The 15,129-nt window shown below is 56.4% G+C and carries 11 protein-coding genes; 9 read left to right on the top strand and 2 right to left on the bottom strand.

Going from position 1 to position 15,129, the window contains the following annotated elements; all coding sequences use genetic code 11:
- Nucleotides 1-7: 7 nt before the first annotated feature.
- Nucleotides 8-925: a DUF4862 family protein gene (locus P7079_RS08200; RefSeq protein WP_278012750.1), complete on the bottom strand. Its 918-nt coding sequence runs from the start codon at nucleotides 923-925 to the stop codon at nucleotides 8-10.
- Between the two features lie 198 nt (nucleotides 926-1,123).
- Here P7079_RS08200 and P7079_RS08195 point away from each other — a divergent pair, with 198 nt between their 5' ends.
- The 3 genes from P7079_RS08195 to tgt are packed head-to-tail and all read left to right on the top strand — an operon-like array spanning nucleotide 1,124 to nucleotide 3,813.
- Entirely contained in the window at nucleotides 1,124-1,696 is a 573-nt protein-coding gene (locus P7079_RS08195; protein WP_278012749.1) for a hypothetical protein, read from the top strand.
- Between the two features lie 46 nt (nucleotides 1,697-1,742).
- Complete coding sequence (locus P7079_RS08190) at nucleotides 1,743-2,561, top strand: DUF4261 domain-containing protein (RefSeq protein ID WP_278012748.1); 819 nt, start codon at nucleotides 1,743-1,745, stop codon at nucleotides 2,559-2,561.
- Between the two features lie 40 nt (nucleotides 2,562-2,601).
- Nucleotides 2,602-3,813, top strand: coding sequence for a tRNA guanosine(34) transglycosylase Tgt (gene tgt / locus P7079_RS08185; protein WP_278012747.1), 1,212 nt, complete (start codon nucleotides 2,602-2,604; stop codon nucleotides 3,811-3,813).
- A gap of 41 nt (nucleotides 3,814-3,854) precedes the next feature.
- Here the strand turns inward: tgt and P7079_RS08180 are convergent, their stop codons facing one another.
- A complete protein-coding gene (locus tag P7079_RS08180) occupies nucleotides 3,855-5,219 on the bottom strand; it encodes a hypothetical protein (protein WP_278012746.1) in 1,365 nt (454 codons plus the stop codon).
- Between the two features lie 96 nt (nucleotides 5,220-5,315).
- Here P7079_RS08180 and P7079_RS08175 point away from each other — a divergent pair, with 96 nt between their 5' ends.
- From P7079_RS08175 to P7079_RS08150, 6 genes are read left to right on the top strand one after another with little or no spacing between them, the layout of a single operon-like run.
- The gene (locus P7079_RS08175) at nucleotides 5,316-9,851 is read left to right on the top strand and encodes an Ig-like domain-containing protein (RefSeq protein ID WP_278012745.1); all 4,536 of its coding nucleotides are present in this window, start codon (nucleotides 5,316-5,318) and stop codon (nucleotides 9,849-9,851) included.
- 9 nt (nucleotides 9,852-9,860) lie between these two features.
- Nucleotides 9,861-10,811, top strand: a complete 951-nt coding sequence (locus tag P7079_RS08170; RefSeq protein WP_278012744.1) for an AAA family ATPase — start codon at nucleotides 9,861-9,863, stop codon at nucleotides 10,809-10,811.
- A complete protein-coding gene (locus P7079_RS08165) occupies nucleotides 10,808-11,944 on the top strand; it encodes a DUF58 domain-containing protein (RefSeq protein ID WP_278012743.1) in 1,137 nt (378 codons plus the stop codon). The genes P7079_RS08170 and P7079_RS08165 overlap by 4 nt, the downstream gene beginning before the upstream one ends.
- Complete coding sequence (locus P7079_RS08160; protein WP_278012742.1) at nucleotides 11,941-14,154, top strand: transglutaminase-like domain-containing protein; 2,214 nt, start codon at nucleotides 11,941-11,943, stop codon at nucleotides 14,152-14,154. The genes P7079_RS08165 and P7079_RS08160 overlap by 4 nt, the downstream gene beginning before the upstream one ends.
- Nucleotides 14,151-14,900, top strand: coding sequence for a PP2C family protein-serine/threonine phosphatase (locus tag P7079_RS08155; protein ID WP_278012741.1), 750 nt, complete (start codon nucleotides 14,151-14,153; stop codon nucleotides 14,898-14,900). Before P7079_RS08160 ends, P7079_RS08155 begins: the two co-directional genes overlap by 4 nt.
- Nucleotides 14,900-15,127 carry a hypothetical protein gene (locus tag P7079_RS08150; RefSeq protein ID WP_278012740.1) on the top strand — a complete coding sequence of 76 codons (228 nt, stop codon included), beginning with the start codon at nucleotides 14,900-14,902 and terminating at the stop codon, nucleotides 15,125-15,127. Before P7079_RS08155 ends, P7079_RS08150 begins: the two co-directional genes overlap by 1 nt.
- Nucleotides 15,128-15,129 lie beyond the last annotated feature (2 nt).

Here is a 15,129-nt window from a genome sequence, read left to right as displayed (position 1 = left end):
GAGACCTTTATGCCTGCGATTTCCCGGCTGCTCCAGCCACCCTGCGCAAAATCGCAATACGCTCTGGTACGGTGTAACGCCCGTCGAGGGTGAGTTTCGCTCCCAGGTAGCTCACTTTTGCGCTGCGAGCAGCTTCGGCAGCCGTTGCCACGAGGGTGCTCGTCATGATCGAACTGGGCTCGTCGTGCTGAAGTGCCACATGCGAATCGGTCCACGCCGGCCCGTAATCTCCATCGACGTTGTGCGTACCGGAGAAAATCACGCCTGCCAGTTTTCCGCTCGGTGCAGCAGCCTTGATGTGGTCCAGTGGCGTCTGTGGGCTTCGGCCTTCGATCGCACTTCGTCCCCAGTTTAAGGAGATGAAAGTGCGTTCAGTTCCCGCGTCGGAAATAGCGCCGATTTCGTCTCCCAGTGAGAGGAAACCCTTCTGTGGAGCCTGGTCAGGGATAAACGCATCTTGATGCTCGATGACGAACTTTGCGCCATCTGCATCCCACTGTTCAATCGTGGCCAGTGAGCGAACGAGTGCTTCACGCTCAGCCGTGGCTGTGGGGGCGGTGTGCAGCGCAATCCACGAAAAGACTTGGCGGCCGACGGCGTCGTTGACGGCTTTGACTTGGTTGATTCCGTCGATCAGGAATTCGAGTGCAGCTGCACGGCCTGCCTCGTCGGGGGAAGCGATGCCGAACGCCGGGTTTTTCGCTAAATTCCCCATTGTTCCCGGAATCGGCGTGAGGATATTCATGGTAAACGACGGCGCGATTTGGTGAGCAAACCACGGCAAATCATCGGTGATGGTCTGACGAAGTGGGATTTCGAGTCCGTTGACCCACTGGGCATCCGCAAGCGAGGCGTAAAACTCTTCCTGTTGCTCTCGATCTGCGGGCAACGCGGCGTAAGCGCCGACCACGAACGGTATTGCCATGAGTATGCTCCTTGTCTCGTTGTATTCTGTCATACCTACAGTACGCGGAGCATGGTGCCCCGCGCCACGTCCGTCAGCTGTGTGAATTCTTCGTGTTCCGACGTCGCTGCGCTCGGTGACCCGTTGCGCTCGGTGACCCGTTGCGCTCACTGCCCGCCGACGTCGCTGCTCCGTGAGGAACCTGCAAGAATAGTGAGTATGAAGAAAGTGTCGTGGTTGGCAATAGGGATCTGTATGATTCTGACTGCATTGCTTATTGGGGGATATGTCCTGACGCATAACGATGTACGCGTGCCCTTCGAGGAACTGCCGAAGTCAGAACAAGCAGGCTCCGAACATTGGCGTAGCCACAAGATGACACCTTTCGAGAAAATTGTCGATATTGATCCGGACGAGCAAATCGGTGCAACGGTTATTAACTTTTTGAAGAGTATGCCCATCGGAGGAACTATTGATGGCGGATGGGGTGAAGAGAGCTATGTGAAAGTGTGGGTCAATCCTGACCACGAGGACACAAACTTTGAAAATAACCTCATGTATTCAGCGACAGCACTGATGGCATTTTCATCACGAACTACGGTGGTGACGTTCGATTCGTACACCATGTCTTATACCGTCACGCGTGACGATCTGACGAAAGTGCTTCTCCGTGATCCCACGGACTTTCGATCGATGGGCGCTTGGGAACGCATCCGCGGCGTCATCCCAGATATTCGGGCGCGCGCGTTGAAGAAGATTCCTTTACCGTTGGCGATTGATCGTTTCTCTTGAGCTGGTGAGGCGACCAGTACAACCACCTGACGGTAGAATGCCCGGTATGGATCAGCTTGGAGTATCTGCAATTCATCCCACCGCCCCTGAGGTTCTATCGGCATTTGCCCTGTTCACGGCCCCTATTGATGTGGAAAAGGCTGTGAGTGGCCTCAAGGAGCTGTGGAATATTGACGTACATGGATCGTGGGTCGGTGCCGACGGAGCGCCCGCAACTGCTGGAAAAGACGCAATTTTTCACTTTGCGTGGCAGGGGGTGCAAGTTCTCCTCACTCCAGTTTCTGGTGCCGTGGATGTTGAAAAGGGATCGCTGCCTGAACACAATTTCCATGTGGCAATGACGTTCTATGCCCCTCTCGATGCTGCTCTCGAAGGCGAGCTGGCAGGAGAAACAGCAGACGTTGACCAGCTCCCCGAACTCAAACGGCGTGGACGAATGGTCTCAGCGAATATCGTCATGACTCAACTCGCTGATGCTCTGATGCGTGAAGACGCCGCAGTGGGTGTATTCCGGCCCGAGCTTGGAGCATTGCACCCAGCGCCAATGATCATTGAACTATCTCAATCGCTGACGCAGGGCGAAGTCCCCCTCCCGTTATGGGTCTCGGTGCGTGTTGCAGGGGAAGATCTTCATCGAGCACGAACTCTCGGTTTGCCGATTTTCGGCCATCTCGACGTGGAAGTGCTCGATTCTGCACACACGGTGCAAGACCTCTTTTCCTTAGTTGGTGGAGTAGCGAACTACATCGTCACCGGTGGAGCATTCCTTCTGCCTGGACAAACTTTGGGGTGGGCGGGTGCCGATCTCCCTCTGACACAGGCGCAATCTGCCGCAGGCGACCCAGTGATTCGCGTCGCCTACTAGGCCAGCCGCACCACTATTGATCACACGCAGAAAGAGAAAAATGTTCGAGGTAAAGACTCAACTCGATGGCACGATTGGCCGCACGGGCGTGATTTACACACCACACGGTCAAATCTCAACGCCGGCGTTTATTCCTGTGGGAACGAAAGCCACGGTGAAGGGGGTGCTTCCTGAAGCAGTGGCCCAGGTGGGTGGACAGGCCGTGCTCTCGAACGCCTACCATCTCTACCTTCAGCCGGGTTCAGACATCGTTGACGAAGCGGGTGGCCTGGGTAAGTTCATGAACTGGGAAGGTCCGACCTACACCGACTCCGGCGGCTTCCAGGTGATGAGCCTTGGTAGTGGTTTTAAGAAGGTTCTGTCGGAAGAATTTTCTGGAAAGAAAGTTGCTGACGACGCCGTCGCCCCGAACAAGGAGCGTCTGGCGAACGTGGACGACGACGGCGTGTGGTTCCGTTCGCACATCAACGGTGATCTTCATCGATTCACCCCTGAAATTTCGATGCGCATTCAGCACGAGCTTGGTGCAGACATTATTTTCGCCTTTGATGAGCTCACTACCTTAATGAACTCACGCTCCTACCAAGAAGAGTCATTGGAACGCACACGCTTGTGGGCACAGCGTTGCCTCGCTGCCCACAAGCAACTCACTCAAGAGCGTTCGGGCAAGCCCTATCAGCAGCTGTGGGGCGTGATTCAAGGTGCCCAATACGAAGATCTTCGCCGTAAAGCAGCACGAGATCTGGGAGCAATGGAGATTGACGGGCAGCATTTTGACGGCTTCGGCGTCGGCGGTGCATTAGAAAAGGAAAACTTAGGGCGCATTGTCCGGTGGGTGTGTGAAGAACTTCCCGACGATCGCGCTCGCCATTTGCTGGGGATTTCTGAGCCCGACGACTTCTTCAACGCCGTCGAGGCCGGGGCCGATACTTTTGACTGTGTGAATCCGTCGCGGGTTGCTCGTAACGGGGCGATCTATTCGCCGTCAGGGCGCTTTAATATCACGCGAGCCCAGTTCAAGCGCGATTTTTCTCCGCTGGTCGAGGGGTGCGAATGTTACACGTGTACCCACTACACGAAGGCTTACATCCACCATTTGTTTAAGGCGAAGGAAATGTTGGTCAACACCTTGACCACGATTCACAACGAGTACTTCACGGTGCGCCTAGTTGATCAGATCCGTTCTTCTATGGAAGACGGATCCTACTGGGACTTTAAGGACGAGTTCCTGGGCGGTTTTTACGGCAAGTAAACTTCCCGTGCGACGCCGGACGTCGGTGGCCGACGGCGCCCTTAGAAAGCGCTCTTGCCGGCGGCGTCGGCCATTGCCTTGAGGACGTCGTCCGGCGGGAAACTCGTTTTTTCCCAGCGTGCTGGCCAGACGTTATCGACACTGTGCAAGCCTTCAGGCCACAAATCGCGCACCACGTGGGTGGGGACTGAGACGTGTACCTCAGGGGTTTCATCCCAGGGCATCGGCCCGCGCTCGCGGACGAATGTGATGTAGTCCGTGTGTGGAAGTGACCCCGGGCCGGAGTGAGCGTCCCATACGGCTTCACTGACCGTGCTCCCTCCGCGAAGCGTGCGTACGCGGAAATCGACGAGTTCTCCGAGTTCGCCCCAAGCGCGCATTGCTCGTACCTGACCGGCATAGATGCGCGCACGGAAATATCCGCGCAAGTCTGCCAGTACATCTGCTACTTGTGAGCCTGGGAACGGTACCCATTCGCGCCAGCCGTCTGCTGCCACTGTGTGCGGAAGAGGGTAGAGAGAATCAGGTGACTCACGCTGGTCAAAGAGAAGCTGGAAAAACGCAGCAAGATTCGGATCGTCGGCGAACACAATGTAAAACTTCGTACGAGAAGCCGGTACGAACAACTGAACGTCGCCAGGACGTTCAGTTGAGAGCCGTTCGGCAACTTCTTGCATCATGTCCAAGTCACTGAACCACGACACCTCGTAGTTCATCGGGGACATAAAGGCGAGAACCTGTGCGCCCATGACCTCGGTGACCGCAATTTCGACTGTGTGATTGTGCGTGTCCGAGAGGTGTCGCAGGGAGAGAACCGATTCAGCCAGAATTTCTCCGATAGGACGATGATCGTCTTCAAGCCCGGAGTAATACACTGGGTGGACAGATTTTGGCAGGTCATAGGCCAAACCAACCGCGATGAAATCTGTCAGCGGTACGTGAACTAGCGGGTCGGCTTGCGTGGATGGATTGATGAAATAGTCAGCTGCACGCACAATCGGCACGATGGGTGTGGACTGCGTAATTTCGTCTAGTTCATCTGCCGACGCCGGGGTGGCACTGTCGGCGAAGGTGCTGGGGTGGGCGAGATGACCGCGCGACGCGCCGAAGCCGAGAGAAGTACCAGACGCAGATGAGGTGTCAGATTCGTGAGAGCTGCGGTCGAGTTCTTCTTCGGCAACCTCAGGCTCCTTCGCCTGGGAGATCCCGATATCAATCAAGCGTCCGAGGAGGGCTTCTCGAACTGATTCATCGGCGTCTGGCCTGATCATCGCGGAGGGACGGAATCGGAAGGCACGTCCGTCGGCAAGCAAGACATCGAGCCACTGTCCGTGTGAGGACACAAGCGCGCCTTTTAAGGCGGGGTGGCGAGTGGCAATATCGAGAGCCCATTGCATGAATTCCATGCGTCTATTGTCTCATGCCTGGGCCTACGCAGTCGTTCATCAACAGTCATTTCTGGCTAAAATCGACACGTATGCACGAAACTAAGGGTTCTACATATGTTCACTAAACGCCGAGCACAAAAGAAAATTGCGTCACTTGTTGCAGGTGGCGCTCTTTTGGCCACCTGGGTTACCGCAGCCGTGTGGCATGGCGGAATTCCAGCTCAACACGTGGATTTGACCGATTCTGGCGTGTGGGTAACCAATACTCGCAGCCAAATTGTCGGTCATGTGAACTACCCATCGATGACTTTAGATGCCCAACTTCGCACCCCCTCGGGTGCGTTTGACGTGGCACAGCAAGGTGATGAAGTGCTGTTCCATGATCTCAGCGCCCGATCGATCGCGATGGTTGATCCTGCTTCGTCCACCTTTGGAAAATTAACGTCATTAGCTCAGGCAAGCGTCTCCACACTCGGTGGAGGTTATGTGGCCTCCTATGATCCGACGTCGGGAACCGTATGGAAAGCAGAGGTAGGGAAAGCCGCACATCTGGGAACAAATGACACTGTTGCAGCGACATCGTTGCCTCAAGGCGATGTGGTTCTCACCGATACTGGAACTCTTCATGGGGCGTCACCGATCACTCGGAAGTGGATTGCTGGCGATCATCGCGATGTCCTGCCCGCTGACATCCGATATGACCACACTCTTCAGGTCAGTGCTGTGGGAGATCACTCGCTGGTTTTAGACACGACATCGGGAATGCTCTATATCGATGGAGCAAAACGACAGGCGCATATCAGAGGCAAGGATCTCGCTCTCCAGCTTCCTGGACCACAAGCAGATTTTGCACTGATTGCCAACGATAAAGAACTGATCGAAGTGAACCTTGAGACGGCGAGTATTGAGGCGTATCCAGCGCAAGTATCTGGCCGCGAGACTCAGTCGGGCGCTCCCGCCCGTCCTGTTTTTCATCAGGGCTGTGCCTACAGTGCGTGGTCAGGTACGGGTGTCTACATGCGTGAATGTCCAGGCCACCAGGACGACCAAGTCAAGCAAAACGATTCGTTGCGTGATTCACGAGCCGCTGTGTTTCGCACGAACCGTGATGCAATTGTCCTCAATGACACGGTGAGCGGGCGCGTTTGGCTACCAGATAAAAACATGCAGATTGTTGATGACTGGGACACGACGCTCACTGACCACAACACTCCGCAGAAGGCTGACCAGCGTTCTCATTCGCAGTCAAATGAGCCAGCTAATCCTCAAACAAGCGCGCACAACCGCGTGCCATTGGCTGAGCCCGATGCCTTTGGTGTGCGGGCCGGACAGATCACCACATTGCCCGTCCTTCTCAACGATTCAGATCCCGACGGCGATGTCCTGACGGTGTCCCTTCTCAAGGAACCGAGTTTCGGACGAGTCGTTCCCATCCGCGCGGGCCGCGCCTTCCAGATTGACACTCCAGCTTCAGCGTCGGGACGCACAACTTTCACCTACGAAGTCAATGACGGTCGCGGGGGACGTGCGCAGACAACCGTCGCAATTACCGTCCACCCCCCGGAGCAGAATCTTCCGCCGCGTCAGGTTGTCTCAACGGTGACGCGCCTAGCTCCTGATGGGCGTATCAGCGCGCAACTGCTTGATGACTGGATCGATCCCGACGGAGATCCGATTTACTTAGCGAACGTGGGCGAGGAAGACAAACTCAACATCACATGGAACCGTACCGGTTCGGTTGAGTTGGCCAACGCCGGCCACGCGTCAGGCACAGTGTCCCTCCCCATTGCCGTCTCAGACGGATTGCTGACGGGCGATGGGGCGCTTGCCGTTCAGGTGGCCTCTGGTGAGGTGGCCCCGACGGCGAACGCCGATTCCGTCTCGCTGACCTTAGGAAACTCGACTGTTTTCTCACCGCTAGCCAACGACGTTGACCCTAATGGTGATCCACTGCGACTCGTATCGCTGGGAGAGATTCCCCAAGGGATTGTCGCCAATATGGATCCTGCCAGCGGAAATATCAGCCTCGAAGCCCTGAGTGTGGGGACGTTTTACTTACCCTACTCAATTACTGACGGAAAGAATTCTGCAGTGGGCAAGGTGCGCATTGATGTCACTGACGCTCAACAGGACGGCGTTCCGATCCCCGAAACTGACCTCGCAGTAGCGGGCGATAAGCCAACCGTGATTGATCCGCTTGCCAATGACTGGGATCCAGGATCAGGCGTGTTAACTGTGACTGATGTTCGCGCTCCGAAAGGCGTCAGTGTACTCGCGATGGGACAACAATACGTTCGCATCAGTGCGAATGCAGGACTCACGGCGCCAGCTCAACTGACATACACCGTCTCCAACGGAACAGCCAGTGCGCAAGGAACCATTGTGGTGTTTCCAAGCGGGCCACCGCACGATGAGGCACCGATTGCGATTGATGACACTCTCACAGTCCGTTCCGGTGACGTGGGAACCGTCGATGTGGTTGCGAATGATATCTCACCCGATGCCTTGCAAGTGACGAGTGTCGGTGACATTCCCGCCGCCGCTGGCGAGGTCTTTTTCAGTGAACACGACGTCCGCGTCAAAGCTGGCAAACCGGGTCAGTATGCAATTGCGTACACGGTGACTGACGAGCATGGGCGGAGCGCTCGGGCGCGGGTAAATCTCCGTGTTCTTTCCCCAGGTCAGAATGCGGTTCCTCATCCTCTCGATCTAGTGGCGCGCACACGCGCGGGTGGCCAGGTGACGATCAATGTACCGCTGAATGGAATCGATTCTGATGGCGACTCCGTCGAGCTCACGTCGATCGATAACTCGGCGAAACTCGGTGTTGCCACAGCTCAGGCGGATGGCACGATCACCTATCGAGCAGATGCTGATGCCGCCGGAACTGACGTTTTCACGTATCAGGTCACCGATCGCGGGGGTAAGAGTGCGCAGGCACGCGTGAGAGTGGGTATCGCTCCAGCGTCTGACCACAACCAGGCACCGATCCCAGGACCTGACCGGGTTACTGTGCGGCCGCGAACACAGGTAGAAGTTCCGGTATTGGCGAACGACGTGGATCCAGATTTTGATCCGATTGCACTCGCCATCGGAACTGCGCATTCTCACAAGGATGACGTGGTCGTGACGGAGAAGAGCGGTGGACAGCTCGCCTTCACTGCGCCGGAGAAGCCGGGAACGTACCTTGTTCATTACGACGTCGTGGACTCACGAGGTGGTCGGGCGACGGGGCTCCTGACCGTTATCGTCAATCCCAACGCGCCCAAACTCGCTCCGATCCCAGCTGATGACTTCCCGCAGGTCACAGGCGCACCACAACAGATCACTGTCGATGTTTTGCGTAACGATCGCGATCCGGACGGAGCAGCATCGCAACTGAAGGTTTCGACGTCAGATCCTGCAGCGAAAGTCCGTGACCAACGGCTTGTCATCGATCTTGCACCCACACGTCGCCCGGTGGTTTACACCGTCACTGACGCTGACGGGCTGAGCGGCTCGGCAGTGGTATGGGTGCCAGGGTTAGAGAATCCTTCCTCTGCCCCACAGGATGATCAGACTCCTCACCTCATTCGTGGAGCTGCCATCTCCCTTCGTCCAGGTCAAAGCCTGACATCGGATATCAATTCCTATATTGATCCAGATGTGACGATTGATGGGCAGGTCACTCCGGGAACTGGAATGATTGCCCGAGGCCACGGTACGAACCTTACTGTCACCGCTTCAGACGGCGACGCGCGAAACACCTATGTCAGTGTGGGCGTGGTGAGTAAGTCAGGTAAACGTGCCACGATTTCGATCCCCGTCCTCATTCGCGACGGCAACCGTGCTCCGATTATCAGCGGTGCTGCCGTGGAGGTTGTCACCGGTGGTGAGGGTATTTCGCTAGACCTAGGGACGATTGCACGCGATCCAGATGACGATCAGCTGTCCTACACGATCGAATCGGTTCCAGACGGCATCGCCGCTGAGGTCAATGGGCATACGTTACGGGTCGATGCTCACCGCGGTGCCCGTGTCGGCCGTGCGGGAACGATACGCATCGCCGCCAGCGATGGCAAAGCAACGACGTCGGGGAACGTGAGTGTTTCGGTGATCGAGCAAACTGCTCCTCGACTCTCGGTTGGAACAACTGCTCGGCAGGTGCGACGTGGGCAGAGCGTCACGATTGATGTCAGCGATCTCGTCCACAATCCATTCCCTACCCCGCCCCGGATCGTTTCTGCCGACGGCGGTGGGGCAGTGCGCGTGGCGGTGTCGGGAACGCGTTTGACGGTTACTCCGACGCAGGTGGGTGAGTTTCCTGTTCGATTTACGCTCCGCGATGCCACGGGTGATGCGTCACGGGATGTTTCCTCAATCGTTTATCTCGATGCCGTTGATGTTCCCGATGCCCCACGCGAGGTGACGGCAGTTCTTCAAGGACACACGGCCCTCGTATCATTCGTGCCAGGCGGATTGGGAGGATCCTCGCTCCGCGCGGCGGTGATCACCGACCTCACACAAGGCGATCACGTCAGATGTACTCCTGGATCCGTGTGCCGTATGCCTGCGAGGATCCGGGGTGTGGCACATCAATTCCATGTTGTTTTGTACAACGACGTCGGTGCGTCAGCACCAACAATTTCTCGTCCACTGCAGATTGATTAAGGAAAAACGATGAACGACACAATGAGCGTGCGTGACTTCGCGCAAAACTTCGACGCGATTCTCACCAACGTCTCACGCGCACTGATGGGAAAAGAGAACGTGATTCGTCTGGCGCTGACGGCCATGATGGCTCGTGGACATCTGCTGATTGAAGATGCACCAGGAACCGGGAAAACAGCCTTGGCGCGATCGATAGCGGCGTCGGTTGAAGCATCATCGTCACGAATCCAGTTCACTCCTGATCTTTTACCCTCGGATATTACGGGTGTGACGATGTTTGATCAGAGGACAGGGGCATGGAACTTCCATCCCGGACCGATTTTTGCACAGGTTGTCCTTGCTGATGAAATCAACCGGGCCTCGCCCAAGACGCAGTCGGCGTTGTTGGAGGTCATGGAAGAGGGACATGTCACCGTTGATGGCACTGCGTATCCTGCTCCACAGCCATTTATGGTGATTGCTACCCAGAACCCCATCGAGCAGGCGGGAACGTATCCTTTGCCCGAGGCTCAGTTAGATCGTTTCATGATGAAAATTCAGGTGGGTTTCCCGTCGGCCGACGTCGGTGTGGCAGTGCTTGCTGGCGCGAATCTGGCTGATCGTGCGGCTGAGCTGACGCCGGTAGTCGATGCCTCAACCGTCAGCGCGATGATCGCAACCGCAGCAGAAATTCACGCTTCGAATGACATCCTCACGTTTGTGTGGGCACTTGCGCAAGCCACTCGCGAGGATCCTGAAACTCGACTTGGCGTGTCGATACGTGGTGCGTTGGCAATGGTTCGCGCTGCAAAAGTGTGGGCGGGTATTGACGGACGTGATTATGTGATCCCCGACGACGTACTGCAACTAGTGAGCCACATGTGGCAACACCGCATTGTGCTTGATCCCGACGCTCAATTCTCAGGCGCAACGGCTGAACTGGTTCTTGAGCGTGCGAGGACGAAGGTATCAGCGCCGTGAGAAAACTGACCCCGTTGGGCTGGGGAGTGGTGCTCGCATCACTCTTTGGATGGAGTGTCGGGATTGCCTTAGGTTGGGTTGAACTCGTTGGCATGGGGATATTCACCGCCGTGCTCGTGGTATTTGGCTGGATCGCCTCCTTTGGGAAGAACACAATAGGAGCCAAGCTTGTGCTGGCAACGACACGCGTGGTTGTCGGCAAGAGTGGCGTGGGTGTAGTCAAAGTACACAACATGAGCCCACGTACTTCGCGCGCAACGTGGCTTGAGCTTCCCGTGGGAGACAAGAAGATCGTCTTCGCGATCCCTCGTCTCGATCCCGGAGCTGAGCACGAACAGATTTTTACGATCCCCGCCAAGATCCGAGGAATGGTCACGATTGGCCCAGTGAATTCCGTGCGAGGCGATCCTTTGGGATTGGTCCATGCGTATGAACCGCTCTCAGACAAAGAAAAATTTGTTGTCCACCCCCTGCGTGTGCCGGTCAATGTCCATGCTCGAGGTCTCTTGCACGATATTGAGGGTCGGTCGAGTGGTGAAATGACGAGTTCAGACGTGTCATTCCGCGCATTGCGTCCTTATGTTCGAGGAGATGCGCGGCGTTCTATCCACTGGAAAACCAGTGCGCGCATTGGGCAACTGATGGTCCGTCAATTCGATGACACTCGGCGATCCCACATGCTCATCGTGCTCGATTCTGATCTTCGTCACTGGGCTGATGCAGATGACTTTGAACTCGGAGTTTCGCTTGCGGCATCTATTGCGGCGGCGGAAATGAGCGAGAACCGGTTGGTCAAAATTGCGTGGGCTGGCCAGATGCTTGCTGATTCCACGCCCGTGGAGCTTATGGATTCGTTGGCAGTGATCCATCCGTGTGCAGAATCATCGTTGGCCGATGACGTCGCCACTGCAGTTTCCCACCTGCCCTCGGCATCCATTTGTGTCTTGGTGACTGCGCACGAAGTCTCACCTGTGGAGCTTCGGCGTGTACTCAGTGTCGTTCCACACTCTGCGCACTCGATTGTGGTTCGTTCAGGGAAAGAGACTGCACTGTCTCAGCTTGATCACACGTACGTGCTCAACATCGCTCAATTGGCAGATGCACCACTGGCCTTTGCGAAGGCGGTGAAATGAAGTCGAAACTGCACAATATTCACAATGCACTGATCGTGGTGTTTCTCCTGGGTCTGGCATCTGTGTTCCACACGGATGTATTTGGTGATTACTCGGGATTCATTGCTGCTTTTGGGGGAGCCGCTGTTGGCACACTCGCTGCGTGGATTTCCTACCTTTTGGGTGCGGGTGTCTTCCCGACCCTGATGTTTGCTATTGCGGGATATTTCCTCTTCGGCACTGCCTGCGCATTGCCGCAGCTCGGTGTGGGCGTGGTGATCCCGACACCGCTCTCACTCAAAATGCTTGCGGTTGAGGCGGTGACTTCTTGGAAAGATTTGCTCACCCTGATTCCGCCGGCGTCCCATTATGTCGGTCCGAGCGTTCTTCCTTACCTGGTGGGTGTGATTGCGGGTCTCGGTGCAATTTCGGCGACTCTGCGCTACCACCACAGAGAATGGGCACTTCTTCCAATTTCGGCACACGCACTGATTGGGATGGGTTTCGGAGTCCGAGCCGGAGATCACCCGTGGATTGGAGCACTCGCAGGTGGCGTCGCAGTCATGTGGGTCGCTTACCTTTCTTTCCGACGTCGTGTGCTAGCCGGAGAGTCCACTGTCGGGGACCCATCCGCGCTGATGCGCAGAGCTGCTACCGGTGGACTGGTGATGATGTGTTTTGCGCTTGCCGTGGGTTTGGCTGTCGCTCCATTGCTCACCGGGTCACGTGTCGTCGCGCGCAACTATGTCAACGCTCGCATCGATGTCAATGACGTGCCCACGCCGTTGGCACAGTTTCGTTCCTATATTGACACCAGGAAAGATGACGTCATGTTCACGGTGACAGGGCTGCGTCCAGGATCACGGCTACGTCTGGCTGCTTTGAATGATTACGACGGCATCATTTACTCGATTGGTACGCCGAACGGCGAAGATGGATTTTCGCACCCTCGACGTCCAATTTCTATCGTCCCGCCAGGAGCAGAGGATGAAAAACTCACTCTTAATATCGACAAGTATCGAGGTGTGTGGGTGCCGACGAGTGGGGAACTCACCGACGTCGTTTTTCATGGCCCCAATGCCCGTCATCTCGATGCGTCACTGGCGTACTGGAGTTACGGACGCACCGCCGTTGCGATGGAAGGACTGGCGAAGGGCGATCAGGTCGTGACGACGCAAGTGGTTTACCCTGCGACGTCGGACAAAGTGCTCGCCGGACAGAAAGTTGCACATGTCGATCTGCCGCAACTGACAGGGGTTCCGGAAAAAGTTGAGGCATTCGCGCGCCAGATTGCGGGAAATGCGAAAGACCCCATTACAGCCGCGCGCACCATCGAAAAGTATCTCCACGAGAGCTACTATTCCGATCCGACAAGTCCCAGGCTTGGTCGCCCAGGGCACCGAGCGTCAAGAATCGTCGATATGCTCAACGCGCCCCAGTTAGTAGGCGACGACGAACAGTATTCAGTTCTGATGGCGTTGATGGCCCGCTCACTCGGGTTACCTGCGCGCGTAGTGGTGGGGTTTTACCCGGAGAAAAATTCTGGCGGCACGTTAGAGATCCGGGGAGCGGATGCTCATGCCTGGGTCGAGATTGCTTTCGCAGAGTCAGGCTGGGTGCCTTTCGATCCAACACCGGATCGTGACCAAATCTTCAATACTGCGTTGCCCAAGGCTGACCCAGATCCCGCTCCGCGCGTCCTGCAACCTCCATCTGCTCAAAAAGATCCCGCGCAATTCCAACCTGAGGTTGCAGATCCGGTTGATCCTGATCAACACCAGGTGTCAGCCGGGTGGGGGTGGACAGTGGTGGCGTCAGTGGGTGGCATCATTGTGTTGCTCAGCCCGCTTGCGGTGATTCTTCTCGCCAAGTGGTACTGGAGGCGCGCCCTGCGAACGAGGGCTGACGTGGCCGGACAAATCTGCGGTGCGTGGGAAGATGTCGTCTCTAGTGCCCACGATGCCGGATACTGTGTGAGTGCGGGAACCCGCCGTGAACTCGCATGTCAGTTGCAGGAAGCGACGAATAAAAGCGAGGAAGCGACGTTCGAATTTTTGGCGCGAGCCGCTGACGAGGCAGCGTTCTCTGACCATGTGTTTGACGCCGAGCAATCGGATGAGGCATGGTCGCTCAATGCCCGTGCTCACCAACAGTTGGCAGAAAAATCACCGCGGAGCAAAATCCGTCGAGCCTTGTCCTTGGCTGGCTGGAAGAACCGGAGGGCGACATGATTCAGACAGTTCACGGTGTCGCATCTGATCGAGGCATCCGTGAGGAAAACGAAGACTGTGCACTTGCACAGTGGCCAGTTTTCGCGGTCGCCGACGGCGTCGGTGGACACTCGGGTGGGGCTGCGGCGTCGGCCGCTGTGGTCAACGCCCTTGGTCAGGTGGGTGCAGTGCGGGCAGTATCGGATATTGACAGTGTATTGAGTGCTGCACGCGCCGATGTCGAACACCTCAGACATCGAGGGAGAGCGCCCGGATCTACGGTATCTGGTGTTGTTTTTACCGAGGCTCACCCACCACGTGCTCTCGTCTTTAACGTGGGAGATTCGCGCACATATATTTCCCGGTCACATCATCTTTTCCAGATCATGAAGGATCACTCGTTTGTCCAAGAGCTTGTGGACGAAGGTGTCATGAGTGAGGACGAGGCACGATGTTCGCGCCAACGCAACATCATCACGCGAGCTCTCGGTGCAGGCTCACCTGATCGGCGTGTGGATTACTTCGAAGTTGCGCTTGCTGTGGGAGATCGATTTCTTGCGTGTACTGACGGTGTCTGCGCTACGCTCACACCACAACAAATATCGGATGTGCTCAATGCGGGATTAGACCCTCAAGCCACAGCCTCCGCTCTGGTGCAAACAGCCCTCAAAGAAGGCACATGTGACAATGCCTCCGCCGTGGTAGTGGACGTCACCAGTACGTGTGGTGTGGACGAGAGCTTAATATGGGAAAGGGGAGAAGACTGATGCGCGGCTACTGGTATCAGGGCGAGGCACTCGCCGCCGTTTCGCCTACAGGTGCGCTGTTCATTCGTACTCAAGACGACATCAGCGAATTTTACCGGGCACTCGCCGCCGGCGTGAGCTTCGATCAGATCCTCGATTTGATCCAACGATCCTGGAACGCTACGGTGATGCCCGATTTTTGCCTCGTCGTTCACGAAGGCGACGAGGTGCGGGTGGCGATTCGCTGAGG

The organism is Arcanobacterium canis (assembly GCF_029625435.1).
GTDB classification, from domain to species: domain Bacteria; phylum Actinomycetota; class Actinomycetes; order Actinomycetales; family Actinomycetaceae; genus Arcanobacterium; species Arcanobacterium canis.
This window is presented reverse-complemented; position numbering and strand designations above follow the sequence as displayed.

Excerpts from the sequence above, each read along its gene's own strand:
- P7079_RS08150 (WP_278012740.1), top strand. The coding sequence starts at position 14,900 with ATGCGCGGCTACTGGTATCAGGGCGAGGCACTCGCCGCCGTTTCGCCT.
- P7079_RS08155 (WP_278012741.1), top strand. The coding sequence starts at position 14,151 with ATGATTCAGACAGTTCACGGTGTCGCATCTGATCGAGGCATCCGTGAG.
- P7079_RS08200 (WP_278012750.1), bottom strand. The coding sequence starts at position 925 with ATGGCAATACCGTTCGTGGTCGGCGCTTACGCCGCGTTGCCCGCAGAT.
- P7079_RS08180 (WP_278012746.1), bottom strand. The coding sequence starts at position 5,219 with ATGGAATTCATGCAATGGGCTCTCGATATTGCCACTCGCCACCCCGCC.
- P7079_RS08190 (WP_278012748.1), top strand. The coding sequence starts at position 1,743 with ATGGATCAGCTTGGAGTATCTGCAATTCATCCCACCGCCCCTGAGGTT.
- P7079_RS08160 (WP_278012742.1), top strand. The coding sequence starts at position 11,941 with ATGAAGTCGAAACTGCACAATATTCACAATGCACTGATCGTGGTGTTT.
- tgt (WP_278012747.1), top strand. The coding sequence starts at position 2,602 with ATGTTCGAGGTAAAGACTCAACTCGATGGCACGATTGGCCGCACGGGC.
- P7079_RS08195 (WP_278012749.1), top strand. The coding sequence starts at position 1,124 with ATGAAGAAAGTGTCGTGGTTGGCAATAGGGATCTGTATGATTCTGACT.
- P7079_RS08175 (WP_278012745.1), top strand. The coding sequence starts at position 5,316 with ATGTTCACTAAACGCCGAGCACAAAAGAAAATTGCGTCACTTGTTGCA.
- P7079_RS08170 (WP_278012744.1), top strand. The coding sequence starts at position 9,861 with ATGAACGACACAATGAGCGTGCGTGACTTCGCGCAAAACTTCGACGCG.